General features: G+C 64.0%; 24 protein-coding genes. 6 read left to right on the top strand and 18 right to left on the bottom strand.

Annotated features, from left to right (window positions below):
• Positions 1 to 1136, top strand: a 1136-nt coding sequence (locus ASE88_RS05565; RefSeq protein WP_082466262.1) for a voltage-gated chloride channel family protein, incomplete at its 5' end; no start/stop codon positions are given.
• Between the two features lie 25 nt (positions 1137 to 1161).
• Positions 1162 to 1545: a DUF190 domain-containing protein gene (locus tag ASE88_RS05560; RefSeq protein ID WP_056476255.1), complete on the top strand. Its 384-nt coding sequence runs from the start codon at positions 1162 to 1164 to the stop codon at positions 1543 to 1545.
• A 444-nt stretch (positions 1546 to 1989) separates the two neighbouring features.
• Here the strand turns inward: ASE88_RS05560 and ASE88_RS05555 are convergent, their stop codons facing one another.
• Positions 1990 to 4182, bottom strand: coding sequence for a penicillin acylase family protein (locus tag ASE88_RS05555; RefSeq protein WP_056476252.1), 2193 nt, complete (start codon positions 4180 to 4182; stop codon positions 1990 to 1992).
• A gap of 28 nt (positions 4183 to 4210) precedes the next feature.
• Here ASE88_RS05555 and ASE88_RS05550 point away from each other — a divergent pair, with 28 nt between their 5' ends.
• Positions 4211 to 5488, top strand: a complete 1278-nt coding sequence (locus tag ASE88_RS05550; protein WP_200910159.1) for a metal-dependent hydrolase family protein — start codon at positions 4211 to 4213, stop codon at positions 5486 to 5488.
• Between the two features lie 178 nt (positions 5489 to 5666).
• Here the strand turns inward: ASE88_RS05550 and ASE88_RS05545 are convergent, their stop codons facing one another.
• The 7 genes from ASE88_RS05545 to ASE88_RS05520 form a co-directional block, all read right to left on the bottom strand.
• Entirely contained in the window at positions 5667 to 6527 is an 861-nt protein-coding gene (locus ASE88_RS05545; RefSeq protein ID WP_056476249.1) for an NAD(P)-dependent oxidoreductase, read from the bottom strand.
• A complete protein-coding gene (locus ASE88_RS05540) occupies positions 6524 to 7348 on the bottom strand; it encodes an SDR family NAD(P)-dependent oxidoreductase (RefSeq protein ID WP_056476246.1) in 825 nt (274 codons plus the stop codon). Before ASE88_RS05540 ends, ASE88_RS05545 begins: the two co-directional genes overlap by 4 nt.
• Complete coding sequence (locus ASE88_RS05535) at positions 7345 to 8325, bottom strand: aldo/keto reductase (RefSeq protein WP_056476506.1); 981 nt, start codon at positions 8323 to 8325, stop codon at positions 7345 to 7347. Before ASE88_RS05535 ends, ASE88_RS05540 begins: the two co-directional genes overlap by 4 nt.
• A 63-nt stretch (positions 8326 to 8388) precedes the next feature.
• Positions 8389 to 8523 (bottom strand): hypothetical protein, encoded by a 135-nt coding sequence (locus ASE88_RS19720; protein WP_268795205.1) that lies wholly within the window; start codon positions 8521 to 8523, stop codon positions 8389 to 8391.
• 81 nt (positions 8524 to 8604) lie between these two features.
• Positions 8605 to 9000 carry a VOC family protein gene (locus ASE88_RS05530; protein ID WP_055930929.1) on the bottom strand — a complete coding sequence of 132 codons (396 nt, stop codon included), beginning with the start codon at positions 8998 to 9000 and terminating at the stop codon, positions 8605 to 8607.
• A gap of 46 nt (positions 9001 to 9046) precedes the next feature.
• The gene (locus ASE88_RS05525; protein WP_056476243.1) at positions 9047 to 10159 is read right to left on the bottom strand and encodes an alkene reductase; all 1113 of its coding nucleotides are present in this window, start codon (positions 10157 to 10159) and stop codon (positions 9047 to 9049) included.
• A gap of 109 nt (positions 10160 to 10268) precedes the next feature.
• Positions 10269 to 10988, bottom strand: a complete 720-nt coding sequence (locus tag ASE88_RS05520; RefSeq protein WP_056476239.1) for a glutathione S-transferase family protein — start codon at positions 10986 to 10988, stop codon at positions 10269 to 10271.
• Between the two features lie 104 nt (positions 10989 to 11092).
• Between ASE88_RS05520 and ASE88_RS05515 the strand changes: the two genes are divergently transcribed.
• Positions 11093 to 11659, top strand: coding sequence for a TetR/AcrR family transcriptional regulator (locus tag ASE88_RS05515; RefSeq protein WP_056476236.1), 567 nt, complete (start codon positions 11093 to 11095; stop codon positions 11657 to 11659).
• 735 nt (positions 11660 to 12394) lie between these two features.
• Here the strand turns inward: ASE88_RS05515 and ASE88_RS05510 are convergent.
• The 8 genes from ASE88_RS05510 to ASE88_RS05475 all read right to left on the bottom strand — a co-directional run bounded on the left by ASE88_RS05510 (position 12395) and on the right by ASE88_RS05475 (position 20388).
• On the bottom strand, positions 12395 to 13057 hold the full coding sequence (locus tag ASE88_RS05510; RefSeq protein ID WP_156356933.1) for a hypothetical protein: 663 nt from the start codon (positions 13055 to 13057) through the stop codon (positions 12395 to 12397).
• Position 13058: 1 nt separating this feature from the next.
• A complete protein-coding gene (locus ASE88_RS05505) occupies positions 13059 to 13577 on the bottom strand; it encodes a hypothetical protein (protein WP_056476229.1) in 519 nt (172 codons plus the stop codon).
• 740 nt (positions 13578 to 14317) lie between these two features.
• Positions 14318 to 14842: a hypothetical protein gene (locus ASE88_RS05500; protein WP_056476228.1), complete on the bottom strand. Its 525-nt coding sequence runs from the start codon at positions 14840 to 14842 to the stop codon at positions 14318 to 14320.
• A 260-nt stretch (positions 14843 to 15102) separates the two neighbouring features.
• Complete coding sequence (locus ASE88_RS05495) at positions 15103 to 15372, bottom strand: hypothetical protein (protein WP_056476224.1); 270 nt, start codon at positions 15370 to 15372, stop codon at positions 15103 to 15105.
• Positions 15369 to 15920, bottom strand: a complete 552-nt coding sequence (locus ASE88_RS05490) for a hypothetical protein (RefSeq protein ID WP_056476221.1) — start codon at positions 15918 to 15920, stop codon at positions 15369 to 15371. The genes ASE88_RS05495 and ASE88_RS05490 overlap by 4 nt, the downstream gene beginning before the upstream one ends.
• Before the next feature lie 169 nt (positions 15921 to 16089).
• A complete protein-coding gene (locus ASE88_RS05485) occupies positions 16090 to 16707 on the bottom strand; it encodes a hypothetical protein (protein WP_156356931.1) in 618 nt (205 codons plus the stop codon).
• Positions 16708 to 16786: 79 nt separating this feature from the next.
• Entirely contained in the window at positions 16787 to 17335 is a 549-nt protein-coding gene (locus ASE88_RS05480; RefSeq protein WP_056476216.1) for a hypothetical protein, read from the bottom strand.
• A gap of 242 nt (positions 17336 to 17577) precedes the next feature.
• Positions 17578 to 20388 (bottom strand): MobA/MobL family protein, encoded by a 2811-nt coding sequence (locus ASE88_RS05475; protein ID WP_056476213.1) that lies wholly within the window; start codon positions 20386 to 20388, stop codon positions 17578 to 17580.
• Positions 20389 to 20923: 535 nt separating this feature from the next.
• On the opposite strand from ASE88_RS05475, the gene ASE88_RS05470 reads away from it, so the two are divergent.
• Entirely contained in the window at positions 20924 to 22402 is a 1479-nt protein-coding gene (locus ASE88_RS05470; RefSeq protein ID WP_056476209.1) for a hypothetical protein, read from the top strand.
• 194 nt (positions 22403 to 22596) lie between these two features.
• Here ASE88_RS05470 and ASE88_RS05465 read toward each other — a convergent pair whose 3' ends face one another.
• Positions 22597 to 23100 carry a MucR family transcriptional regulator gene (locus tag ASE88_RS05465; RefSeq protein WP_056476501.1) on the bottom strand — a complete coding sequence of 168 codons (504 nt, stop codon included), beginning with the start codon at positions 23098 to 23100 and terminating at the stop codon, positions 22597 to 22599.
• A 347-nt stretch (positions 23101 to 23447) separates the two neighbouring features.
• Entirely contained in the window at positions 23448 to 24335 is an 888-nt protein-coding gene (locus ASE88_RS05460) for a LysR family transcriptional regulator (RefSeq protein ID WP_055933854.1), read from the bottom strand.
• 46 nt (positions 24336 to 24381) lie between these two features.
• On the opposite strand from ASE88_RS05460, the gene ASE88_RS19190 reads away from it, so the two are divergent.
• Positions 24382 to 24657: hypothetical protein (locus tag ASE88_RS19190; protein ID WP_235527839.1), on the top strand; the 276-nt coding region annotated here is incomplete at its 3' end.

Here is a 24657-nt window from a genome sequence, read left to right as displayed (position 1 = left end):
TCATGGTCGGACTGCTCTACCATCTGACAGGGCGCTCGGTCGAAGGCGGTAACAACCTCATCGTCGAGCAAATCCATGAACCGGGGGGCGGTGTGCCGCTGCGCATGGCTCCGCTCATCTTCTTCGGCACGGTCGTGACGCACCTGTTCGGGGGATCGGCGGGGCGTGAAGGCACCGCCGTGCAATTGGGCGGCAGCCTTTCCAGCGGCTTCGGCCGCGCACTCAAGCTGGATGCGGAAGCAACACGCATCCTGCTGATGACCGGAATCGCGGCGGGCTTCGGCGCGGTCTTCGGGACGCCGATCGCGGGCGCGGTCTTCGCGCTGGAGGTCCTGGCGATCGGCCGGGTCGAGTATCGTGCGCTAGTACCATGCCTGGTCGCGGCACTGGTGGGTGACTGGACCTGTCTTTCCTGGGGCATTCATCACGGCGCCTACCATGTCGATGCGATGGTGCCGGTCGACCCGTCGCTCGTCGCCAAAGCCAGCGTCGCGGGCGTCGTATTCGGATTGGTCGGGCTGGCCTTTGCAGAGGCCAACCATGCGCTCGGCGGATGGCTGAAGCGCGTGATACCCTATGGCCCACTACGGTCCGTTATCGGTGGTTTGGCCGTGATCGGGCTGGTCTGGCTATTTGGCACGCAAGACTATCTCGGCCTGGGCACGCTGGCGGCAACGCCGGGTGGCCTGACCATTGCCAGCTTCTTCGGCTCCAATACGTACCCGTGGAGCTGGGCGCTGAAGCTGCTTTTCACCGTCGTCACCCTAAGTGCCGGCTTCAAAGGCGGGGAGGTGACCCCGCTGTTCTTCATCGGCGCGGCGCTCGGCAATGCGCTCGCGCCCATATTTGGAGTGCCGACGGGGGTGTTCGCGGCGATCGGCTTCGTCGCGCTGTTCGCGGGTGCAGCCAACACGCCGCTTGCCTGCACCTTCATGGGGATCGAATTGTTTGGCGCGACCTATGCCGTGCCGATCGCAGTCGCGTGCTTCGTCGCCTACCTCTGCTCAGGCCACAACGGCATCTACCTGTCGCAGCGCGTCGCTGTGCCAAAGGTACCTGCCGCACACCTCACACCCGACGCGACCCTGCGCGATGCCCGCACGCACCGCGCTTCTCGCCGGCGCACGCGCGCCTGATCCTGTTTCCTGTCGAAAGCCCGTCATGCCCAACCGTTTCACCGTCCATCACCGCGAAGTCGGGATGCTGCGCATCTATCTAAAACCGTCCGACAAGATCGGCCCGCGTCGCTTCTGGGGGGCAAAGCCGCTCTATCGCGAACTGATTCGCACCGCGAAGGCGGACGGCATCATCAACGCCGTCGCGCAAAATACCCATTACGGCTTCAGCAATCACGAACCGATCCGGGAGAACGGCTCGGAAATTGCCGATCCGCATCTGACGATCTGTGTCGAACTGGTCGGCGATCGCGATCAGCTCGACCTTTTCTGTCGCCGGCATGGAGATCTGCTCGGCGACAAGGTGATCGTCTACAAACGACTGGAGCATTGGACTATCACGCGCGAAACTGAGCTAACCAGAGCCTGATCGGCGTTCCCGTAAAGGAAGGCCAAACAAGACAAGGCCGTTGATACACGCGCTGCGCGTCTCTTCCGGGTTACGCTTTCTCGAAATCTGTTCCCGATTGGATTTTCCCGAAATTGCCGACCGGACATGGGAAAACGAGAATTGGACGAGCGGTTGGAACAGGCGGTTTCGGGAACGCATGCCGATCGAGTGACGGCCGAAATGGGGCGCGAGCGGCCATGATGCCTGGTGTCACAACCGAACGATTGTGACACCACGTACTGGCGGGTTCTAACCGTTGCCATCCTGAAAGCTGACTGGCAGGAATGTCCCCAAGACCTGCCGTTCCGACCGTCGCTGCCGCAATATGAATGAGCGGCCGAAGCTGGGGAGCTAAAGGAAGCTTCTGAATGTCCGGGAATGGGTCCAACCAGTCGCGCGTGCTTTCAACGCAGTCGCCGACGATCAAGGAGCGTCGCCACCGGGACGATAGACCCGCTCGACGTGACCAGCGAGCTCGTCGGGATAAAAGTAGACAGGCCGAAGGCGACCAGTGGCGTAGCGGTCGATCTGGTCAGCAAAGTGCAATGAGGCCGGATTACCACTCTGCCCGCCCGCCATTACGGCCATCGCCCTCACGCGCGGGCCGAACTCGACCACCGCGACGAAGCTGTTGCCGCTGGTGCCATAATAGCGCTTCGTTCCCGGCCACGTCTTCGCGCCGAAAGAGGCGAGGCTACCCCACTGCGCCGAGGTGAAGGGCACCGGCGTCGACGGCTTCGCGTCGTCGAAGTGCGGCCGAATGGCGCCATCGAGCCGCTGGAAACGGTTGATCGCGTTCCACGGGGTGTTCCAGCCGCCGAAGTCGCGTGTCAGTTGCGCGACCGCCGTTTCCAGCGCGGTGAGCTTGGTCGCGGCGTCGACGCGGTTGGCGATGTAGTCGGGAACGTTGATCCGCTCCGCCTGTGCGAAGCTGCCGATTTCGCGCCAGAGCTGGTCGCCCCAGTAGACGGCGAGGCTCGTCGCGACCGACTCCTTGCTCCAGCGATGGTCCCACCGGGAGAGTGTCGCGATCGGCCCGGCCAGCGCACGCCGACGCGGTTCGCCCGCCGGCAGCGCGCGCCACGCGGCGACTAGGCCGGGCAGCAGCCGTGCGAAGGCGGGCAGATAGGGATCGTAGGCGGCGGCGCGCAGCCGCTCGGGCGTCCAGCCGCGCCGGCCGGTCAGCAGGAGATCGGCGTGTTCGCCGCGGGCGTTGCCGCCGGTCTGATCCATGTAGCGTGGATAGTCGGCTGCCTTGGGGCTGTCCGGCCCGGCGGCGCTCCACGGCCAGTCGTTGGTGTTGTGGACCCAGCCGACCCGCGGGTTGGCGACGCTCGGCAGGCTGGCGAGCGGGTGCAGACCTCGCCAGTCGGTCGCGGGATCGCTGCCATCGACGGGGCGGGTATAGTCGAACCGGTCGTCGCGGACCGGCATGAATTGCGGCATCAGGAACGCGATCTCGCCCTTGTCGTCGGCGAACAGCGTGTCGTTGGAGGAGTTCGCCTTGCGCTCGGCGACCGCGAGGTACGAGCCGAGGTCGGTGGCCTTCGTGCGCAGCCAGCTCTGCTCCAGCGCCGGGACGGGCCGCCACATCAGCGCGGTCGCGACCCAGCGGCCGTTCTTCGCCGCGACGACCGGACCGTGATGGGTGGCCCAAGTGGTGAGTCGCCGTTCGCCCATGCCGCCATCGGGCCGGCGGAAGCGGAGCGTCACCGTGCGCATCGCGACCGGGCGTGTCTCACCACCGTAGCGGTAGCCCCAGCCGTCACCGCGCCGCATGATCGCCTCGGCGAACTGGTCGACATTGTCGACGGTGGAGGAGGTATGCATCCAGCCAGCGTGTGCGTTGAACCCCTGATAGACGAAGAACTGCCCCCAGGTGCTGGCGCCATAGGCGTTCAGGCCATCGTCGCTGGTCATCTGCGCTTCGGAGCGGAAGTAGAAGCTGGTGTGCGGATTGATGAGGAGCAGGGCCCGGCCGTTCGCGGTCAGCTTCGGCGCGATAGCGATGCCGTTCGACCCCGATGGTTCGCGCGGCACCGCCCCCAGCTCTTCCGGCGTTGGTGGGGTCGGCCGGCCGTAGAAGGTCTGGAGGTCGGCGAGCGAGATGCGCTCAACGTCGCCGCCGATGCTGCCCTCGGTGAAGCTCAGCGCCATCCACGGCTCGAACCGGGTCAGCACCTTGGGGCTGACCTGCGGGTGCGTCGCGAGGTAGAAGTTCAGTCCGTCCGCCCAGGCATCCATCAGCGTGCGCAGCCATGGGGGACACGCGGCATATTGCGCCTGGAGTTCGACCGGATCGACGAACAGCCGCTGGCGCAGGTCGGCCCAGATCGCCTCTTCGCCGTCGGCCTCGGCGGTGCGACCGAGCGCGGTAAGGTAGTTGGCCTCGATGCGGGCGAAATCGTCCTCTGCCTGCGCGTAGGTCATACCGAACACCGCGTCGGCGTCGCTGCGACCGCGGACATGCGGGATGCCCCAGTCGTCGCGCGTGATCGTCACTCGCGCTGCCTCGGCCTTCCACCGTGCCATGTCGGGATCGGGCGCGGCGGCGGTCGTCGCCAGCAGGGCTGCGACGATCAACGGATTGCGCGTGCGCTGGAGGAGCGTAACCATAGCGTAAGCCTAGAACGGGGAGTGAGGCATGGCCAAGTGCTGGTTGGCGATCGTGATGGCAATGATGCTCGCCGGCGCAAGCGCCCCGCCGGTCGAGCCCACGACAGGCACCGCGACGCTGCTACGACCCGCGGCGGTGTTCGACGGCATCGACGGGAAGATGCACGTCGGTTGGCAGGTGCTGGTGCGCGGCGACCGGATCGTCGCGGTCGGCCCGAACCTAACCGTTCCTGCGGGCGCACACATCATCGACCTCGCCGGTGACACGCTGATGCCGGGCATGATTGAGGGCCACGGCCATCTCTTCCTCCATCCCTATGACGAGGCGAGCTGGGACGATCAGGTGCTGCATGAACCGCTGGCCCTGCGCACCGCACGCGCGGTGGCGAACGCGCGGGCGACCTTGCGGGCAGGCTTCACCAGCGAGCGCGACCTCGGCACCGAAGGGGCTGGCTATGCCGATGTCGGGCTGAAGGCGGCGATCGATCGGGGGATCGTCGAAGGCCCGCGATTGAGCGTCGCAACGCGTGCGATCGTCGCGCTCGGTGCCTACGGTCCCAAGGGGTTCGAGCCGGGTGTCGCCATCCCACAAGGTGCGGAGGAGGTTTCGGGCGCGGAGCAGATGGTTGCGGCGGTCCGTCGGCAGATCGCCGCCGGCGCCGACTGGGTGAAGCTCTACGCCGATTACCGCTGGCGCTCGGGCGAGGAGAGCCGCGCAACGCTGAGCCTTGATGAGATCAGGGCGGCGGTGGCGGCGGCGCACGACGCCGGACGTCCCGTCGCGGTCCACGCCTCGACCGTGGAGGGCATGCGCCGCGCGATCGAGGCGGGCGTCGATACGATCGAGCACGGCTATGGCGGGACGCCCGCGATCCTCGCGAGCATGGCGGCGAAGAAGATCGCCTTGTGCCCAACGCTCGCTGCTGCGGACGCGAGCGCACGCTATCGCGGCTGGAACGGCGCAGAGCCGGCGCCCGCCGCAGTCAAGGCAAGCCGTGACAGCCTCCGCCTTGCGCTCGCCGCCGGCGTGCCGATCTGCATGGGCGGCGACGCAGGGGTGTTCGCACACGGCACCAACGCGCGCGAGATGGAGTTGATGGTGGCAGCGGGAATGACGCCGACGCAGGTGCTGCTGGCCTCCACCTCCGGCAACGCGCGGTGGATGCGGCTGGGCGACCGTCTCGGCGCGGCGAAGCCGGGTATGCTCGCGGATCTGGTCGCGGTTGCGGGTGATCCCACGGTGAACATCTCCGCCGTGCGTGCCGTGCGGCTGGTGATGAAGGGCGGTGCCGTTGTCGGCATGTAGCAATGGGCCAATGGAAGTTACCTCAAGGCGCTGCCGCAGCGGAAGGGACGGACGCCTGTCTGGCCGACGTTAGGAAGCCGGGGAGGGGGCCTGAACGACCACAACCGGGCCTTTCCGTTACTCAGCTTTCCTTGAGATGCCGCCCGCCAGGTAGTCCCCGTATTGCGTCCGCGGGTGTCTAAAGCTTCGCACTCTTTCTGATCGCAAGCGCGATACCAGCCCAATCAATGTCCGGGCCTTCCGTCGCGATGACACTGCGAAGGTGGTCGCGAACGATCCCCAGCAGCGGCATCGGTGCCCCAAGCGAAGTGGCAGCGGTATCGGCCAGCGTCATGTCCTTCAGGCCCAATGGCGCCGCAAACCCGGCGGGCCGGAAGCGGTCCTCCAGCAGAATCTCGCCATAGATGTGGTAGACCGGCGCGCCGAACAGGGTTCCCGTCAGCACCTCCAGCAGGGTCTGACGATCAACGCCGCCCTTTTCGGCCAGCGTCATCGCCTCGGCCATCGCCTCCACGGCGGCCATGATCATGAAGTTGCCGCTGAGCTTCACCAGGTTGGCCGCGGACGGCTTGTCGCCGATCCGGAAAGTCCGCTGACCGATATCGGCGAACACCGGTTCGCAGCGATCCAATGCAGCTTCCACGCCTGCCGCGACCACGAACAGCTTGCCCGCCGCCGCCGCCGGTGGACGGCCGAAGACGGGTGCAGACACGTAACCGCCGGTGCCGCTATCTGCCGCGAGCCGGTCGGAAAGCGCGATGCTGATCGTGCTGTGTCCGACGTGCAGTGCAGGAGCGCCGACAATGCCGCCCTCGCCGAATACCACGCTTTCCACCGCCAGGTCGTCGGTAAGCATGGTCATGACGAGATCACCTTGGGCCGCATCGACCGGCCGTGCTGCGCGAACTGCGCCCGCGTCGACAAGCGCGTCGGCCTTGTCCGTCGAACGGTTCCAGACCGTCACCTCATGGCCTGCCTTGATCAGATTGGCCGCGATGGCGCCGCCCATCTGACCCAACCCGATGAACCCGATCCTCATGCCTCATCCTCCATGAAGCGGGCGAACTCGGCCGCGTAATCGGGGTGCCAGCGGGACAGGGCGGGGCGGTTCCCGGCGATGTCGCCTGCCGCCCAGGCGATGCGTTTCGCGTCCTGTGCCGGCGTGGTCTCGTTGTCGGGGCAGAGAATGTAGAAGTCGCCGCGCGCCAGACGATCGAACATGAGATCGACCACTTGTTCCGGCGTCCAGGCGCCAGCCGGCTTTTCCGGCCGCGGAGAGGTCATGCCCGTGTAGGTGAAGCCAGGGATCAGCAAGTGCGCGCTGACCCGGTCCCCTGTCTGCTCGCGCAGCGTATGCGCCAGGCCTTCGGTCAGGGCTTTAACCCCTGCCTTGCTGACGTTATAGGCGGTGTTGCCCGGCGGCTGGGTGATGCCCTGCTTGGAGCCGGTGTTGATGACGAGGCCCGGCCTGTTTCCCTCCACCATCAGCGGCGCGAAGCTCTGGATGCCGTTCAGCACACCCATCAGGTTGACGCCGAGCAGCCTTGTCCACGCCTGCTGGCTGGCGAAAACATCACCGCCCTGGCCGATGCCGGCGTTGTTCATCAGGACGGATGCCGGCCCAAGCGTGGTGGCGAGGGTGCGCATTGCCACCGGGTCGGCGACGTCGACGGCGTGTGCGCCCGCGCCGTCGATCGACCCGGCCGCCGCATCGAGCGCTTCGCCCGGCCGGTCGAGGATAGCGACCCGCATGCCACGTGCGGCGAATGCGCGCGCGGCGGCCAGCCCGATGCCGCTGGCCCCACCCGTCACGACGGCGAGATGGCCCGGCGCGATCGCCGCGAACGAGACGGCACTCATCGGTCGATGCTCGCCATGTCGGCATAGCGCTGTCCGTCGGCTACACCGGGCGGCATGATCGCGTCGATGCGGGCGATGTCGTCCGCGTCCAGCGTCATGTCGATCGCGCCGAGGTTGTCTTCCAGATAGGTGCGCCGCTTGGTGCCGGGGATCGGCACGACGTCGTCGCCCTGCGCGAGCACCCAGGCAAGCGCGAGTTGCGCCGGCGTGCAGCCCTTGTCGGAGGCCATAGCGCCGACCGCCTTGACGAGGTCGAGGTTGCGCTGGAACGCTTCCCCCTGAAAGCGTGGGTGATGGCGCCGGAAATCATCTGCGGCGAGGTCGTCGGGCGCGGTGATCTGACCGGTGAGAAAACCCCGGCCGAGCGGGCTGTAGGGCACGAAGCCGATGCCAAGTTCGCGCACCGTAGGCATGATTTCTGCTTCGGGATCCCGGCTCCACAACGAATATTCGGTCTGCAGAGCAGTGATGGGGTGGACCGCATGGGCGCGGCGAATGGTCGCCGGCGACGCCTCGGACAAGCCGAGATACTTCACCTTGCCGGCCGTCACCAGCTCCGCCATCGCGCCCACCGTCTCCTCGATCGGCACGTCGGGGTCGACGCGGTGCTGGTAGTAGAGGTCGATGACGTCAAGCCCGGTGCGCTTCAGGCTGGCATCGCATGCACGGCGGACATAGTCGGGGCGGCCATTGATGCTGCGGCCCTTGCCATCGGCGCCCCGATCGATGCCGAACTTCGTTGCGACGACCACCCATTCGCGGCGTTCGCGCACGACACGGCCAACCAGTTCCTCGTTGGCGCCGACCCCATACATATCGGCGGTGTCCAGGAAGGTGACGCCGCGGTCGAGCGCGAGGTTGATGGTCGCGACCGATTCCGCTTCGTCGCGACCGCCATAAAAGTCGCTCATCCCCATGCAGCCGAGGCCGAGCGCAGAGACCTCAAGGCCTTGCGAACCAAGCTTGCGTGTCTTCACCATGTATCTCCGATGCGATGCCTGTTGTCGGGGGAATGATCGCGGACGCCGCAGGTTGCCTCTTCACGACGCAAAGGCGATCGTTGCCTCGTGATAGCGGAGGAAGAAGGGGGCGATGATCGGCAGCCGGAACGGATTGCCGGCCCAATCGAGGAATAGCCGGTTCCGACGAACGTGAAATCGGGTCCGTCGTGACATGGCATATCTAGCGGACCGATACCTACCGGTCCGCTAGCGATGTGAAAGGGGCCACCTGAGCCGATCGGCTGGGCTTGGCTATTATGACGGGATGTGGATTCCGCACAGCTTGTTGCCGTCCGGGTCGCGGACATAGGCCAGATGGATAGTCCCCATCGCTGACTCACGCGGACCGGGTCCGTCCTCGATCGAGGTGCCGCCGTTGGCGACAGCGATATCATGGAACAGTTCGACCTGTTCGGGCGAGTTGCACGAAAAAGCCACGGTGCCGCCATTGGCCACGGTGGCCGGTTCGTCGTTGATCGGCTGGGTAACGATGAAGTTCGTCCCGCCCTCATTGCGGTAGAACAGGCGGGTGTGACCGCTGCCGGCCATGTTCAGCGTCGCCTCTTCGGCTCCTAGGGCACCTAGCACTGCATTGTAGAAGCGCTTGGATCGCTCGATGTCGTTCGATCCTACCATCGTATGAAACAGCAAATTATCTCTCCTCGATTATACATGCAGGCGAACGCACGCCCTTGAATCACGGAAGCTCGATCCGCCCGTTCATTCCGGGCCAGTCAGAGTAGCCGACCGAGCCACCGCCATACCAATATTGCTTCGGAGCCTCGGCGAGCGGGGCGCCGGTCCGCAGCCGCTCGACGAGATCGGGGTTCGCGAGGAAGGGCCGGCCGAAACTGAACAGATCGGCATCCCCGTCCGCCAGCGTCTTCTCGGCGAGATCGAGCGTATACTGGTTGTTGGCGATATAGGCGCCCGAGAAGCGCTTGCGCAGCTCCTGAAAGTCGACGCCGTCCGGCACGTCGCGCGTCTGCTGGGTCACGCCTTCGATATCGTGAATGTATAACAGGCCGATCTCGGACAAGGCATCGACGAACGTGTCGAACGTGCGCCCGACCTGGCTGTCGAGCGGGGTCTTTCCGGGCTCGGTCGTTGCCGGCGAAATGCGAATGCCGACGCGATTTGCGCCCCAGACCTCGACCACGGCACGCACCACGTCGAGCGGAAAGTGGAGACGGTTCTCGATCGAGCCGCCATAGGCATCGGTGCGCTGGTTGGTGCTGTCGCGGATGAACTGCTCAAGCAGGTAATTGTTCGCAGCATGCACCTCGACGCCATCGAACCCGGCTGCCTTGGCCTGTTCGGCGGCATGGCGGTAGTCCTCGACGATGGCGGGGATTTCGTCCGTTTCCAGAGCGCGCGGAACGACGAAATCCTTCATCCCGTCATTGGTGAACGCCTGCCCCTCCGCCGCTATCGCGGACGGCGCCACGGGAAGGGCGCCGCCATGAAGATCGGGATGCGAGATCCGGCCAGTATGCCAGAGCTGAAGGAAGATCTTGCCGCCACGCCGATGGACGGCTTCGACGATGGGCTTCCATGCCGCCACCTGCGCGTCCGACCAGATGCCGGGCGTCATCGCGTAACCGCGCGCCTGAGACGAGATGTTCGTCGCTTCGGTGATGATAAGGCCGGCATCGGCGCGCTGTGCGTAATAGTCCGCGGCGAACGCCGGGGGGATGCCTTCCTCGTTCGAGCGGCTGCGCGTGAGCGGTGCCATGACGATACGGTTCCGCAGTTGCAGATCGCCGATCGCAACGGGTTGCAGGACGGGGCTGACAGGCAGTTCGGCCATGATATGATCTTCCGTAGGAGTAATAAGGGGCGAGGGCAGGTGGCTGTAACGCTCGGGCTGCCGTTTCACCCCCGACCGGCTTGAAACGATCCGGGTAGCAGGCTGGGTGCTACGGACGGTTGTCCAGTTCCGGCACGCCGCTGCTCCGGTCCCCATAGGCGGCGAGGAATGTCGGGCGGCGCTGCCACCGCTGCCAGAACGCATCGATATGTTCGTAGCGCTCGTCGAGCGGCATGGCGTTTACCTCGAACTTCGAGAACGCAATCGCCGTCGCCAGCGTGATGTCGGAAAAGGTAGGCTCGTCACCGCCGAGCAGCCAGTCGCGGCCATCGGCCAGATGCCGGTCCACCAGCGCGGTATGCGCCAGCGCTTCCTTGCGACAATGCTCGCCCCAAGCGACGTTGGCAGTCAGCTCGAGCTTGGGACCTAGCCCCTGATGCAGGACATGGAACGCGGTGGTGATGCGGTAAAGGATGTGCACCCAGACGCGGTTGTCCCACATCGCGTCCAGGCCTTGTTCCTCCGGGGTCTCGCCCACGATCCGGCGACCCGGAAACGCCTGGTCAAGATAACGGACGACGGCCGCGGTTTCCGAGATGAAGCTACCGTCGGCAAGCTGGAGCGTTGGGGTCTCGCCCCAGGGGTTCATCTTGAGATGCTTCCACTGCCGCTGCTCGCCGACCGGGGACATGTCGTAGACCTGCTCGTCGAAGCGATCGGCAATGCCCTTTTCGTGCAGAAAGATGCGCAGGCGCTGTGGGTTGGGGAAGGCAGAGGGGGAGGTGAAGAGGCGAAGCTTCGAGCTTTCAGGCGGAGTCTGATCGGTCATGAGGCGTCCCTACCAAGTGATTGGTAGTCACTCAGGTGGGCTGTTGCCTCCTGATGGTCAACCCCCTATCTACCAATTGGTCGGTTGGCGGAGTAAGCGGGGCGATGGCAGTGTCGAATTCGAGAGAGGCAGTGCTCGCCGCGGCAAGGCGAAGCGCCATGGCGCGCGGCTATAACGGCCTGAACTTTCGCGACATCGCCGCCGAGGTCGGGATCAAGGCACCGAGCATTCATCATCATTTCGCGACGAAGGCCGATCTCGGTGCGGCGGTAGCGCGACGCTATTGGGAGGATACGGTCAAGCAGTTGGTGGTGATTTCGGATGAGGCATCAGAGCCTCTTGGTGCGCTTCGCCGCTATCCAGAAATTTTCCGCACGTCGTTGTCGAACGACAACCGCATCTGCCTGTCGAGTTTCATGGCGGCGGAATATGATGACCTTCCAGACGCGGTAAAAGTCGAGGTCCAGAGTTTTGCTGACGTCAATGTTGACTGGCTGAGCAAGCTCCTCGTCGAGGCCAACATTGTCGAACCGGGTGAAAGCAGGATTAGGGCAAAGGCGATCTATGCGGCCGTCTCCGGCGCGCAGCTATTCGCAAGAGGCCGTGCGGATATCGCGCTCTTCGACACGATGATCGACAGCTACCGCGCGGCCGGGCTTCTGCCGGCCTGACGGTCCTGCTGCCGTGTTTCGCCAAGTTCGACGAGCCGCGCCACCGTCAAATAACTTCGGATCTTTAAGCAGTTGGGCTTAGACGTAAAGTTGATGCACGACTCCGATGCCTTAGTCGATGAACCGGTCTGATGTTGATTGGATGGCTCGGTTGGATATGCGCGGTAATGGGCGTCAATAGCTGTAGTGCCTCGAGCTTGATAGAAAGCTCTGCCTCCTCGTCATAGGTGCGCGCGGTTTCCGTTTCGCCTTCATGGCCAAACAGATCGCAGCGGACTTCACTGGCGACGCGACCTTTCATCATTGTCGTTGCCAAGCCGCGGTAACTATGCAGCTATCTTGTCGCTGGTTCCGATAAGCTGCCGATCCAATCGCAGTCATATAGCAAAACCTGAACCGCCGGCCGGATCCAAGGAACGCTCAAACCGCCAGCGCGCAAACGTCGGCTGTTGTCGGAAACCGCCGTTTAGCGAACGAGTTCGGAACGTCGGCTTCGTCCCACTTCTCACCATTTTCGCCATCGCTGGTGGAGGCGCCAGGCGAACATGAATGAATGTCCGAAGTTGGGGAGCGCGAAACGACCGCCGAATGTCGTGTTGTGGGTCCATGCGGCCGACAGTTGCTGCAAGGTCTGCAATCGACCGACCCGTTAGTCGATTGGCATGCCGCCCCCCAACACCCCCGGCGAGACTATGCTCGCCAGGGGTGAAGGTCGCGATGGAAGCAGGGCGGCGATCAGGTGTGCGCGGCACACCAGTCGGACCAGAGCTTGGCGGCATTCACCTTTGCGTCGGCACCAAGGAGGTCGGTGACGAAGTCGGCACAGTTCGAGCCGAGGATACGCCGCGACGAGGCGATCAGGTGGACGTGGGGCTTGAGCTTTCGACCTGCGACCTGAGGCACATGCATCGCCGCGACGACCGGCGTATCCCGCTCAGTGGCGAGACACTGAAGCGCGAAGCCGCGCGCCAGTTCCCATCCGCGGTGCAGCAGGGCGTGATGCTCGAAGCGCAGCGTGATCAGGATTGCGAGATCCTGCTGGTCGGGCATGCGCTGCGCATCGATCAGCCGTGCCAGCACGAGCGGATCGTAACAGGCGTCAGGCGCATGCGGCGGCAGGATCACGTCGAAGCGGGTGCAGGTCGGCGCCAAGGGCTCGACCATCGGTCGACCGAACTGAACCAGGCGGCGGTGGACGACATCGACCATGCGGTTGGGCCTGCCCTTGAAGGTGCACGGGATGATGCCGAAGCTGCCGTCGAGGTCGTCGCCAGCAAACGGTCCCTGACTGGCATAGTCGCGGGGCGCAGCCGGGACACTCGCGCTGGGCGCGGTCGGAACCACCATTCCGGTGTCTAATGCCGCGGGTTTCGCGGCGTTGGTTGCCTTGCGGGTCATCTCAGGCGTCCCGCGCGACACGGCGGAGCATGCGGTCGGCCCGTGCAAATCCCTCGCGACGTTCGGCTTCGTTCAGGCGCGTAGCCTTCGCCCGCACCAGGGTGGTGCCGACGACCCGCCACACCGGCCGACCCGGCTGGTCCGGAAGCAGGGCGCTGTCACCGTCGGCGGCCAGCCAAAGCCGATAGCCGCTACGGCGCTTGATCTGTCCGCTGCGACGCGTGACGATGTCGAAGACCGGCCGCGCGAGCCGGCGGTGCGGTACCGACGACGCGATGAGGATATGGCCGCGGCCGTCGCCCAGGGTCTGATGAACCGTCTCGTCGTCGACCAGAATATAGGAGGTCGAGATCGCCAGCTGAACGTGGCCGACGTTCTTGATGATGCTGTAGTGATAGACCGGTTCGGTGGTGCGCTGCTGCACCTGCCGCAACAGGTTCTCATGCGCTGCGCGCGTTTCGCGGACGAGCGAAGGGGCGACGCTGGCGATGGTGTCCGCCGTCTGGTTCGTGGTGTTCATTGATCGGGTGCCTTTTTTGAAGTTCGTCTCGCTCTCGAGCCTTCATTTCATCCGGCTCTCTGGAGACGTCCTTCCATTCCCAACTCTCCCGGCAGGGGCGGCCCGTCGCCGGTCCTGCGCTACCTGCCTTACCGCCCGTGACGGGCGGCCAGCATCTGCTGGTAGGCGAGATCGGCGTCATTCCGCCCGCCTCGCGTCGTCGCTGCCCGGTGCGTGCGTACCGACGCACCGGGCAGCGCCTCTATTGCGCCCGTGCGGGCGGGCGTTCGAGGAAAGCGGTGTTGATCGTCCCGAAGCTGCGATGGTCACGAGACGAGCTCGGCGTTCAGGATTTTTGTCTGCTCGCTATCGCGCCAATCCGGATCGCAGGGGTAGGGCGGTACACCGTGACCCGGTCGAAACCAGGTCACCGAGGCGTCGAAATGCTGCCCGATCGATCGCGTGGGCGCCTGCTGCCACGCTTGCACGCTTCGTGAACCGGGCTGCGGTCGGGCAGATCGTTCGAGCGACGGCGAACGCGATCCGCGCACCGTCGCCGCCACGTTGATGGTGCCACCTGACGCCCAGGCTTCCGGAGACGATAAGCGCGACGACGACGAGGGTCATCATCCGCCGCATCAGCGGCGGCATAGCGCCGACCGCCTTGCCCCTTGACCGGCGCGTGCGTCGTGGGAGCGTTAGCCACAAGCGATCCAGACGCTGACGTCCCGTTCCGGGGCTGGAGCCGCTTTTGCCGACCATCAGTTCGTTTTCGACGGATAGAACAAGGCGGCAAGCTCGCCGGCGGAGCGGTAGATGCCCTCGGCGCGTTCGACGAGCGTTTCATAGGGCGGTACCAGGCACAGCTCGGCACCGCCGTGCCCGAGCCGGATCGCGCCGCCAAAGGCTTCCGGGACCAGCCAGAGCGTGCGATCGGAGTGACGGTAGAGGCTGAGGTCATGCATGTCGAAGGGGGCAAGGCCGCCGCCTGCCAGCGTGACATCGGCCGTGATCGGCAGGATGTCACCAGGCGTCAGGCAGCACCGCAGCAGGATGACATCGATCGCGGAGTCGCAGGCAAGGTTATGAACCTTGTTCCGGAACATTGGCTGCGTCACGCAGGTGAAGGACAGGATCACGCGGGCTGCCGGCAGGATGACGGTATCAGCGGGCATACCGCCGCCTGGCCATGAGGTGATGATCGACAGGTTCTTGAGGAGTTCGGCGGCAACATAATAGTGCAGCGCGCCCGGCAGCGTGTTCGCCGGCTTGAGCAGGGGGATCATAGGTCTAGATTTTTCCGGAGCTGAGCGTCGCGAACCGGCTGGTTCGGACAAGCACCTTCGGGTCTGTTTATTTCATCGACCTTCGGGGCTCGACGTGCCCAACTCCACCCTTATCCCAGCTCTTTGCGGCCTTGTCAGCGCGGCGGCAGCGACAACGCCGGACTATTCGTAACGTCTAAACGATCGCTGTGACGTCGATATCACCCGGTCGGTAAGTCGGGACCGTGAAGCCGGGACCGTGAAGCAGCCGACCGGCAGGATCATTGGTTGGCGCCATCCCGCGGATCGCCTGCCCGCTCGCTATCTGCCGATGCATGTTCGTCCATCAGATCCTGAATAAAAACGCGCACGTCGTCGCGCCGATCGGAGGTCGGGTCGGGATCAGCATCGACGGGCAGGGCGGGCGGCAAACCCACCCGCAGTCGTGCTCGGTTGATCTCCTGGCGCAAATCATCGAGGTCGATTTCCTCGCCCTCGAGAAAGTCATCCAGTCGCCGCAACTGTGTCAGTTCGTTGGTCTGGGTGGTCACGGTACGCTCCTGTTCACGGCGGCGCTCGCCAGCTTGCGCTTCAATTGCTTGCGCAGCGAGGCGAGGCCCTTTGCATCGACCTTCAACCGCGTCCGCAGGTCGGCGCCTTTGGCACCGTCCAGCACGGCGTTCAGCAATGCGACCAGCTTCGGATCGGACCCGATCGTTTCGAAGACCGCGGCGATCGTGCGACGATAATGCAGCGCATCATGCCCGACCTGTTCAGGTGACGGGGAGTCCGACGCCATCGACAGCATATCGATGCTGACTTCGCGAGGGCCGTCGCGGTCCGCCTCGCGTTCCTGCGATGTCAGGCTGCGCATGATACCAATCAGGAAATTGACGATATCATAGCTTCGCCGGCACCGGCGGCGGCCGTCGAGCGAGCGGACGAAGGCCTCCTGCCGCAGGTCGGCCGCGAGAATGCGGTGCCCGTGCGCCAGATAATAAGACGACCGCAACAGCCGTCTCCAGTCCGGTTCGGTCAGGGCGTCCAGCAACTGGCTGACCTCGGCGACGCAGTAGTAGTCGTCGAGGTCGTGAGCCACAGGCGGTGTCGGTGCGATGGCTGAGATGATAGCCTTCCTCACTCTATAAAGCGGACGGATCGACGTTTTCGGACATTCAGATAAAAATTTCATGTCCGGTGTCCGAATTTGCCATATCCTGCGCTTTATAGAGTGAAGTGCCCCCTTTTTGGTCGTGCCCGGTCTATCGTCAGATTGACTGAGGTGCGCCGTCGCAGGCTGCATGCGCGTAGGTGTTGATCTCGGCGCGACCAACGACGCTCACCCCCCTCGACACCAGTTTGGCGAGCCGTGCGCGCGCTCGTGCGATGCCGTCCTCGGCATCGGCCGGTTTGCGGTCTATATGCAGCAACTCGCCGGGCGACAGGCGGAAGAGGCCGCGGACATGGGCCTGCGGCAGGATCATCGCCCGCGCGCCGGCCTTGGGCAGGTACAGGCAGCAGTCCGTCTGGCCCAGACAGATGCCGTCCCGCGCGACGACGATCGAGATGGTGGTCAGGCCGTAGCCTTCGGCCGTGTCGCCGAAATGCAGATAGACCAGATCGTGGCCGCTGACGTTCGCCTGGTGGGCGAGGGCGAGGCGCCCTTCGATCCCGAGAGCATCGCCGGCGATGATCGCGGCGCCGGGCTTCATGGTGCGGTTGCAGAGCAGCATCTGCGTGACGGCTGCGACGTGGCGGCGGACGGTTTCGATTTTGTGGATGCTCATAGCCTGTTCCTGATTTTCATCCCCGGTTCGGGGACCATACTCCCTCTCGACCTTGGCCCCCGGCAGGCTGGCGGGAACCGCGCGGGTTCCCGCCGTCACGCGGCATGCGTCCGCGGATGGTGTTCAGGGTGTTGGTATGCCGCCTGCGAGCTCTTGACCGATCCGGCAGGCGGCTGGGTCAGCGTTGGCTCCAGGCGGCAGCGATATAGGCATCGCCGCGCGCCAGTCCGGGCGCGAAATTGCGACCGGCACCGGCACCGGCACCGGCACCGGGCAGACGGGCAGGGACCATGGGACGCAGGCGGCTGCCGGTCAGGCGGAACACGGCGTCACTTTCCTCGGGCTCGTTCGGATCGGGGACCAGCCACGCTTCGTTGCGGCTCGACAGCCACAGCCGGCGGGCATGGTGCCACAGGGTGCCGTGGCGCTGCCATTCGCCAACCGCGCAGTACAACGTGTTGTTACCTTCGCTCGACGCTTTCACGACCAGCGCGTCGCACCGCGCGATGCGGGTACCGCGCTCGACCGTATCGAGATCGCCGCGTGACGGTTCGATCGAGGGTACCAGCAGCAGCTCGGCCGTGGCGATGTGGAGATAGTTCCGAAACGGCATCGGCAGGATCGGCACCGAGCGGTCGATCTGCCAGCCGGCGAGATCGGCGATGGCCAGCGCGCCGGACAGGGCGCGCGCCCGGGCAAGCTCGCGCTCGCGCGTTACGATATACATAGCAGTTCCTCATTGCGCGGAAGTGGCGGACTGCTCGCCGACCCCGCACCATCATTTCGCCTTCACGGCACAGCCGCCAGGCACCTTCCAAACCGTCTCCGGCCGGGCAGGCCGCGCTATCGTCGCCGTCCTGGAAGGAGGCGCGCCCGCATTAAGCCGGCACAAGCCCCGGACCGTTCGGGCTTGATCAGCACAAGCGATTAGCTGCTCTCGGGCTGTTCCGCCGCCGGAAGCGGCGTCAACTACCGTTCCTGCGGCCCCTTGCCACGCTGATCGAAAACCACCTGCTTCGAGGGGCCTTTTGCTTTTCCGTCGCCCGGGAATGGCGCAAGCGTTTGCGCTTGCTTTTCGATAGTGCTGACGTCGCCAATATGCCTCGGCCGGTTTGGCTTCGCCGTCGTCACGTCAGCAACTGACCCGGCGTGATGGGTTTCAAGCAAATCCCGCGGGGTGATACCGGCGTTTGCCTCTGGAACCATGGCTCTCGCGGCCCGTAACGTCGGGGCATTTGCCAGCCGTTCCGGATCTGAAAGGCCTGTCAGGTCGATCGCGTATCGACCGCCATCCAAGGTGATCGCCGCCCTTTTCCTGATCAAATGTGCCCATGCCTCTTTCAGAGACGCTTCATTACGGCTGCGCCCAGCTTCAGCCAGAATCTTTCGACGGGCGATCTTCGCTTCTTCGCGCGCCGTAGTAATCTCGACCGCCGGCCGATCTGGCGGATGGGGACCGGGCGAAGGCGGCACGTCGTTTACAGAGCTCTCGTCAGCTAACCATATCGGCGCCTGTCCCGTTGACGATATCGTCCCCTCAAGTGTCGGTTCCGGGACGAACAGTTGAACCCCCCATTCTACGACCGGGATCATAATCGGAGACGCTGTCGTCGAGATTGTCTCGATCGGCTGCTTTTTACGGACCCTTTTCGCAACATCAGCCTGACGGCGCACACGCTCGCGCAAGAGTAACTGCTGAACAGGACGGCTACCGGCAAATTGGCGCATCAGTGTGTCGATTGCCAGCGGCGCCGACCGACCCAATCGTATCTCGTCACCCTCAATCAATATGAGAGCCGGGTCGCTCGCGTGCTTTTCAAGCCAGGCGCTCAGGCGGTTGCGTTTTTGGTCGTCGTACCGCGACGGCGCGGCGGCAGGAGGTGCTTGTGCGCGATCCCGTGCGCGGTACACCATCACAGGCTCACGGGCCCGATCCTGCGGCGACTGCCCTGTAGCTGCCTGAACGATGTTCCACTCGGCGTTGGCACGCGTCTGCGTTCTGGCCAGTTCACGGCGTTCGGCATCACGCTCCGCCTGTGACGGGCTATGACGTTCGACCTCGGCGAGATGATCTCGAGCGCCGGCGAGCAGATCGGCGTCACCAGCTTTCGCCTTGATCGGACGACCGGGTTCGGGCGTCAGCGCGCGGATCACGGCGTCGGCCCGCGACCTGGCCATGGCAACGACGACGTCAGCAAGTTCAGCCTGCAACCGCCGTCGGATGAGCCGACGTTCCAGCGCCTCGTAAGCTTCGAGCGCAGTGAGCGCGTCGCGGTTTTGTGCCAGTATCGATCGGGTCAACGCGAGTTCATGGCTCAACGCCGCTTCGGCGGCGGTCGCCCGCGCTTCGCAAGCAGCGGCCTCGTCGGCGACGATCTTGCGCGCGTTGCGCGATCCGACTTCGGTGACGATCCCGCGGCGCTCCAGCCCGGTGGCTCGGTTACCCATATGCTCGAGCGGCGTCAGCGCGACGTTGTTGTCGGCATAGGTACCGTGCATATAACGAACGATGTCCGGCTGATCACCGACCACCTCGTTGACGATGGTGATGAAGCGGTGACGCATCATGGCCGCGATGTTCGGCTTTCCCGAGCTGTCCGTACCGATGGCCGCATCGTACCGCACCTTGTTCTGGGCGAAGGGCCGGACGAGCTTTCCGTTGCGGCGCTCGGTATAGTCGAAATCCCACTGACCTTCCTTGTCCAGCCACCGCGCTGGCCGGTCATACCCATCGACATGGATGTGGAAGTTGCGGCGGTCGTTATGCTGATCGGGTTGGTGGATCGCGCCGACAACCATCCAGCCGTCGGCATCGAGCGTGCCGCAGAACCGCGTCAGGATCTCGTGACGATCCCTTGCCGACAGGCCGTCGGGCAGCTCGCCGACGAAGCGATGCTGTACGCGGCCAGTGCGGCCTTGTTTCCATCTAAACAAGCCCAGGATGGCGGGAGGTTGGTCGAGCCAGGCAAGGCGCTCATAGGCCTCCTGTTCCGTCACGTCGGCAACCGCGACTTCGCGATGCCTGAACGTCTTGCGCGCTTTGGCTGCCTTGCGTTCCAGTTCGTCACGCTTCTCGCGCAGGCGTCTGGTCATCGCACGCAGCCAACCCGGTGCCGTGCCCATTCGCTCGAACATTACGAAGCCCTCGACACTCGCTGTCGACGCCATCAGCTGATGCGTTCGGGGCAAGGACTCGTATCGTTCTGCCGCCTCGAACAGGCTGCGCTGGCGTGTCAGGCCACCGGGTATGTTGCTGAAGATGGCGAGCCGGTTCTTCTCGTTTCGCAAATCCTGCTCGTCGAGCATATCGAGCACGAGATCGTCCGCCGGATCCTGCAGTCCGGTCTCGCGGCGGATATAGTCGATATGCGTGCCGATGCCGATCTTCGCGCCGTTGGTGACATAGTCGAAATGCGCAGCCGCCGTCATCGCCGCACCTTCGTGACCGCGACGGACGTGACCACCGGCGCTCGTTGGCGCGTAGGTCCGGGTGATCGGTTTCATGTCGAAGTGCGGCACCCGGAAGCCGCCGGACTGGCGATCCCGGCCGGTCAGCGGACTGGCGGTGAAGAAGCCGACCACGCGCTCGTGGGCCTGTGCCTTGCCACCCCGCCTGGTTGGACTGGCGGTCTGCCCGTCTGCGCCCTGAACCTGGAAGCGCGCGCGGCCCAACGTCGCGCCGATCGCATCGCGATCGTCCTTCTGCTGCCGACTCAGAAGCGCCTGCACATGATGGGCAAATACCGCGCGTTCCTCGCCATTCTCCTCCGGGTCAGCCATGGTAACCATTGTCCCGGACCGGCCTCAAAAGGGCAATACCCCCGACGAACAGTCGTCTTCGCCTTCCGGAATGCCGTCAGGCTGGAGGACACCGCCGGCAGCCCGAATTGAGGGCTTCGGCGGCGCACGGCAGATTGGGACCCGCCAATCTGCATTGTTGCGCCTGAACCTTCTACCCTGACGACTTCTCCTTCTCGCCCGGGCTCTTTCTGGCTTTCTGGCTTTCTTCTTCTATGGCCGCGAAGCGGCCTTCCCCCTGTGTTCGAGCTGTCCGCAGCGTCGTCACGATCGCAGATGAGCGATACGTCTCGAGCGCTCATCGTCCGGCAGGCGCCAACTTCGTGCGATTGGGCATTGGCCGGTTCAGCTGCCTAGGCACTGCGCCACCTGCGCGTGATGCGATCCGACAAGGATTCGCGTCGCCTGAAAGGCCGGGGCCACGATCAAGGAAGGCGCTCAGAGACGCCCCGTTCGCGCAGTCGCTGTCTTCCGACCTTTGCAGTACGGAATAAGATCGTAAGCAAGATCATGCTTCATGCGATTCGAAGCGACGGAAGGCGGGTTGAGCATGGCGGCGGAAAAGAACCTCGTCCGTTTACTATCGGTCAATTTCGTGCGCCTTGCGCGTGCGGTCCTGCTCGCGCTCCCAAAGACCGGGTTCGATCTTGACCAGACGGTTAGCGAGCTGCGGGACGTCATTTGGGGCGAGGACCTAACACCCGAACAGATGCGGACGCTGCTGTTCGGCCCGAAGGGATGGGACGATCTGCAAATGGCCGTACTGACGGCCCGTTACCTGGCTCTGCCCACCGATCGTCTGCCTGCCACTCACGAGGATCTCGAAGCCCTGTGTCGATGGCTGATGGCGCGCGAGGGCGACGAGACACTGATCGACACCTGCGTGAGCGGTTGGGCGGGCAGGGACACGCCGCTCGATGCCCTGACGGGTTTTGTCGATGAGCTATGGGCCGCCCGGCGTACGGACCCCGGATTCTTCGCCGCGGTCGTTCGCGGTCAGCATGCGCTTGCGTTGGCGATGATCGCCGAACGCCGGGTGTCGCCCGTGCTCAACGATGAGGGCGCGATCCGCATTCTGACCCGCATGGCGCTGATCTGGGGGGCGTTCGACTGCCAAGCGACCGCCGCACGCGCACGACGAACCATGACGAAACCTCTGGGATGGCTTGTCAACGGCGCGGCCGTACGGATGCGAGCATCGACGCTGGTCTCGGTGTTTCGGCCGATCGATCGCGCGCTGCGTCAGTTCGTCGACGCCTATAGCACCAGCGGGGATGGGGGCGGCGCACAAACCAAGCCGAAAAGCCGTCTCTCGGCGGTTCAAGATATCCGCGCGAAAGCGGCAGACCAAGCCCGGCATCTCGACGCGACCGACGGGCCATTTGCGCTAGACACGGTAGTTCGGGAAGCTCGCGTTCGCAGCATTCACAACGCCAACCCGTTTCTGGAACAGGTTCGGCAGGAGAAGACGGACGGCGCTTTCGGCAATAAGCAGATGAGCGAGGTTTGGTATGCCGACCTGCTGCCGCTTCAGATCGTTGGGTTGGCGGCCATGCGGTTGGCGCAGATGGAACAGCAGCTTGAGACGTTGCTGCGCGGTGCCATAACGCGCGCCCGGGAGGCTGATGCCCAACCGCAAGTATCCGTGCCGGACTTTCATGACTTCACTTTGACGCCGGGCTGGAAGGTGCGTTCTCGTGCCTTGGCGGACGCGCTTCGTGGCGCGGTCCTTCAGGACGCCGACCGCTATTCTGTTCGGAAATCGCGTGCTCGTGCTTCTGGCGCAGGGGAGACATCGGAACATCCCGGGCATGATGATCAGTTCATCGATGCCGTTTCGTTGTTTTTGGCCAAGACAGGCAGGTCTAGGCCGGTTGATGATAGGCCGTCCTGGGTCACGCGGCGCCGCGTGTTCGAACATCTTGATGTGGCGGTCGGCAAGCGATTCGTCGGGGTGCCGGAAACGCTCGGGTCTGGCTGCATAGCTCCGCAGTGATTCGCCGTTTTGCCCTGTTCAGTCGGGGGGGTATTTGAGAAAACCGAATTGGGGACGGACTCTGAGACAATTCGCGTCATCGCGCGGCAAGGCCCGTGTTATAGATATCGACGCTGACTGGCACGGTTCGGTTAGCGATAAATGGTACGTAGTAATTTGCTAGCTTCCTGTTTCGAAGAAGCTAGCCTCATGAATTATTCTGCTGCTGCTTCGGTCTTGCGCTTGCGCGAAGCCGGAGCAGGCTTGGCGTCTGCCTTAGCTGCATTCGTCTGGCCAGGCTTGCGACCCAGGCCAATGCTCTTGGCCATCGTGCGACGTGCTTCCGAATAAGTAGGAGCGACCATCGGGTAATCAGCCTTCAGGCCATAACGCTCGCGATACTCTACAGGCGTCATGCCGTTAGTGGCGAGGTGGCGGCGTAGCGTCTTGTAGGGCTTGCCATCGATCATGCTGATGATGTGATCGGGGCTGGCAAGCGACTTACGAGTCGTCACCGCCGGGGTATACTCTTGAACGGGCACTTCGGGCTCAGCCGCTGTCGCGTTTCCGCCGACCAGCGTTGAAACAGTTTCGTACATTTTGTTCAGGAAGGCCGGAACGTCGTCAGCATTGGTGCGTGTATTGGGGTTGGCCAACCAGGCGATTGTCAATTCCGTGGCGAGTTCGATAGGATTCATATCGAGGGTAGTGTCAGACATAGCAGGACTCCATTTCTGGTCGCGCATCTAGGTATTGGATTGGTCTCTGGCAATCTCAGACTGCGCGCGATGTTATTTGAGGCGTTGGCCAAATCGACCCTTCCGTTGACGGCGATGCTCGCGCCCGTTTAAATATCGGCGGATGTGCCGCTGACTCCTGTTCGACGACGATTGATCTCATCCGCGGAGTGGTCACCCCTCTAGCACAGCCGGCGCTCGGCCTACGCTTTGATAGGCCGGCCCAGGTGACGCAAAACACCTGTTTGTCGCGCAGTCGTGATTGTGACCGGGTTTTCGACACATCCGGTCCACAAAGCCGGTCCCGAAGGTCGGCGATGCCCTGGAGATCAAATATTTCGCGCCAGTAAATCGATGAATCGGCGGACTTTCGGAGCGAGGTGGCGACGACTTGGATAGATTATACTGATCGGCACGGGGGGCGCGGCATAGTTCGTCAGTAGCGCAACGAGACGACCTTCGGACAGATCCTGGTCAACGACATAGCTGGGTAGGAACGCCAGTCCCGCCCCCGAGACCACGGCATCGCGTAACGCTTCCCCGCTGTCGAGCGAAAGGCGTGCTCGCGGTTTAACGACGACTGTTTTACCCTCGATGGCGAAACGCCAAGCGCGCTTCTGGCCGGCGCTGACGTAATTCAGGCAAGTGTGCCCTAGCAGATCGTCGGGATGGTGCGGTGCCGGAGCGACCGACAGATAGGCCGGACTCGCGACTACCAGGTCATGCTGATGGGTCAGCGTTCTGGTAATGAGGCTGCTGTTGTCGCGGGTCTCGCCAATGCGGATAGCGAGATCAATACCGTCTTCGATGATGTCACTGACACGGTCCGTGAAGCTCACATCCGCCCTCAACTTGGGCCACGACGCAAGAAAATCATTGAGCAACGGCAGGACCAGGAGGCGTCCGAACGTCATCGGCGCGGTCATTCGGAACAGCCCTTGCGGCTCTCCACCGCCATCGGACATCGACAATTCCGCTTCTTCCAGATCGGCGAGGATCTGCGTGCAGCGATCGAGGAAAACGCGGCCGTCATCGGTCAGCCCAAGGCTGCGTGTGGTCCGGTGGAACAGCCGTACGCCTAACCGATCCTCCAGGCGGGCAACGCTCTTGGCGATGCCCGACCGCGTCATCGAGCGCGCGCGTGCTGCGCCTACAAAGCTCCCAGCTTCGGCAGCTGCCACGAAGGCGACGATGTCGTTGATATTTCCCGGTGCCATAAGGCGCTTCCGCTCCTTCGCAGTGTCGACGCCCGTTCGCCAATCGATGAACTATATGAAAGTCCTGAACAGATTAACGGCATCAGGAGCAAATGAAATGCCCTTCAATGACATCGTGACGCATCGCCTCGACCAATGGGCCGGGAGCCTGCAGGACCTCGGTCCCGTCATCCTCGGCGAGAACACAGAGGTGACGATCGACGAGATCCGCAGTTCCTACGTTCGCAAGATGGCCGAGCATCCGACGCCTACAGACGTCCGCATCGAGCTGGTCGACATGGGAGGCGTACCGGCGGCGCTCGTCACCCCGGACGAGGTCGAA

The sequence above is a fragment of the Sphingomonas sp. Leaf38 genome, assembly GCF_001421825.1.
In the GTDB taxonomy this organism is placed as follows: Bacteria; Pseudomonadota; Alphaproteobacteria; order Sphingomonadales; family Sphingomonadaceae; genus Sphingomonas.
The sequence above is the reverse complement of the archived record's forward strand: the minus strand, read 5'-3'. Positions and strand labels throughout refer to the sequence as shown.

What these genes read in the sequence shown, in the direction of transcription:
- ASE88_RS05560 (WP_056476255.1), top strand. Translation starts at nt 1,162, where the DNA reads ATGCCCAACCGTTTCACCGTCCATCACCGCGAAGTCGGGATGCTGCGC.
- ASE88_RS05555 (WP_056476252.1), bottom strand. Translation starts at nt 4,182, where the DNA reads ATGGTTACGCTCCTCCAGCGCACGCGCAATCCGTTGATCGTCGCAGCC.
- ASE88_RS05550 (WP_200910159.1), top strand. Translation starts at nt 4,211, where the DNA reads ATGGCCAAGTGCTGGTTGGCGATCGTGATGGCAATGATGCTCGCCGGC.
- ASE88_RS05545 (WP_056476249.1), bottom strand. Translation starts at nt 6,527, where the DNA reads ATGAGGATCGGGTTCATCGGGTTGGGTCAGATGGGCGGCGCCATCGCG.
- ASE88_RS05540 (WP_056476246.1), bottom strand. Translation starts at nt 7,348, where the DNA reads ATGAGTGCCGTCTCGTTCGCGGCGATCGCGCCGGGCCATCTCGCCGTC.
- ASE88_RS19720 (WP_268795205.1), bottom strand. Translation starts at nt 8,523, where the DNA reads ATGTCACGACGGACCCGATTTCACGTTCGTCGGAACCGGCTATTCCTC.
- ASE88_RS05525 (WP_056476243.1), bottom strand. Translation starts at nt 10,159, where the DNA reads ATGGCCGAACTGCCTGTCAGCCCCGTCCTGCAACCCGTTGCGATCGGC.
- ASE88_RS05520 (WP_056476239.1), bottom strand. Translation starts at nt 10,988, where the DNA reads ATGACCGATCAGACTCCGCCTGAAAGCTCGAAGCTTCGCCTCTTCACC.
- ASE88_RS05515 (WP_056476236.1), top strand. Translation starts at nt 11,093, where the DNA reads ATGGCAGTGTCGAATTCGAGAGAGGCAGTGCTCGCCGCGGCAAGGCGA.
- ASE88_RS05510 (WP_156356933.1), bottom strand. Translation starts at nt 13,057, where the DNA reads ATGACCCGCAAGGCAACCAACGCCGCGAAACCCGCGGCATTAGACACC.
- ASE88_RS05505 (WP_056476229.1), bottom strand. Translation starts at nt 13,577, where the DNA reads ATGAACACCACGAACCAGACGGCGGACACCATCGCCAGCGTCGCCCCT.
- ASE88_RS05500 (WP_056476228.1), bottom strand. Translation starts at nt 14,842, where the DNA reads ATGATCCCCCTGCTCAAGCCGGCGAACACGCTGCCGGGCGCGCTGCAC.
- ASE88_RS05480 (WP_056476216.1), bottom strand. Translation starts at nt 17,335, where the DNA reads ATGTATATCGTAACGCGCGAGCGCGAGCTTGCCCGGGCGCGCGCCCTG.
- ASE88_RS05475 (WP_056476213.1), bottom strand. Translation starts at nt 20,388, where the DNA reads ATGGCTGACCCGGAGGAGAATGGCGAGGAACGCGCGGTATTTGCCCAT.
- ASE88_RS05470 (WP_056476209.1), top strand. Translation starts at nt 20,924, where the DNA reads ATGCGATTCGAAGCGACGGAAGGCGGGTTGAGCATGGCGGCGGAAAAG.
- ASE88_RS05465 (WP_056476501.1), bottom strand. Translation starts at nt 23,100, where the DNA reads ATGTCTGACACTACCCTCGATATGAATCCTATCGAACTCGCCACGGAA.
- ASE88_RS05460 (WP_055933854.1), bottom strand. Translation starts at nt 24,335, where the DNA reads ATGGCACCGGGAAATATCAACGACATCGTCGCCTTCGTGGCAGCTGCC.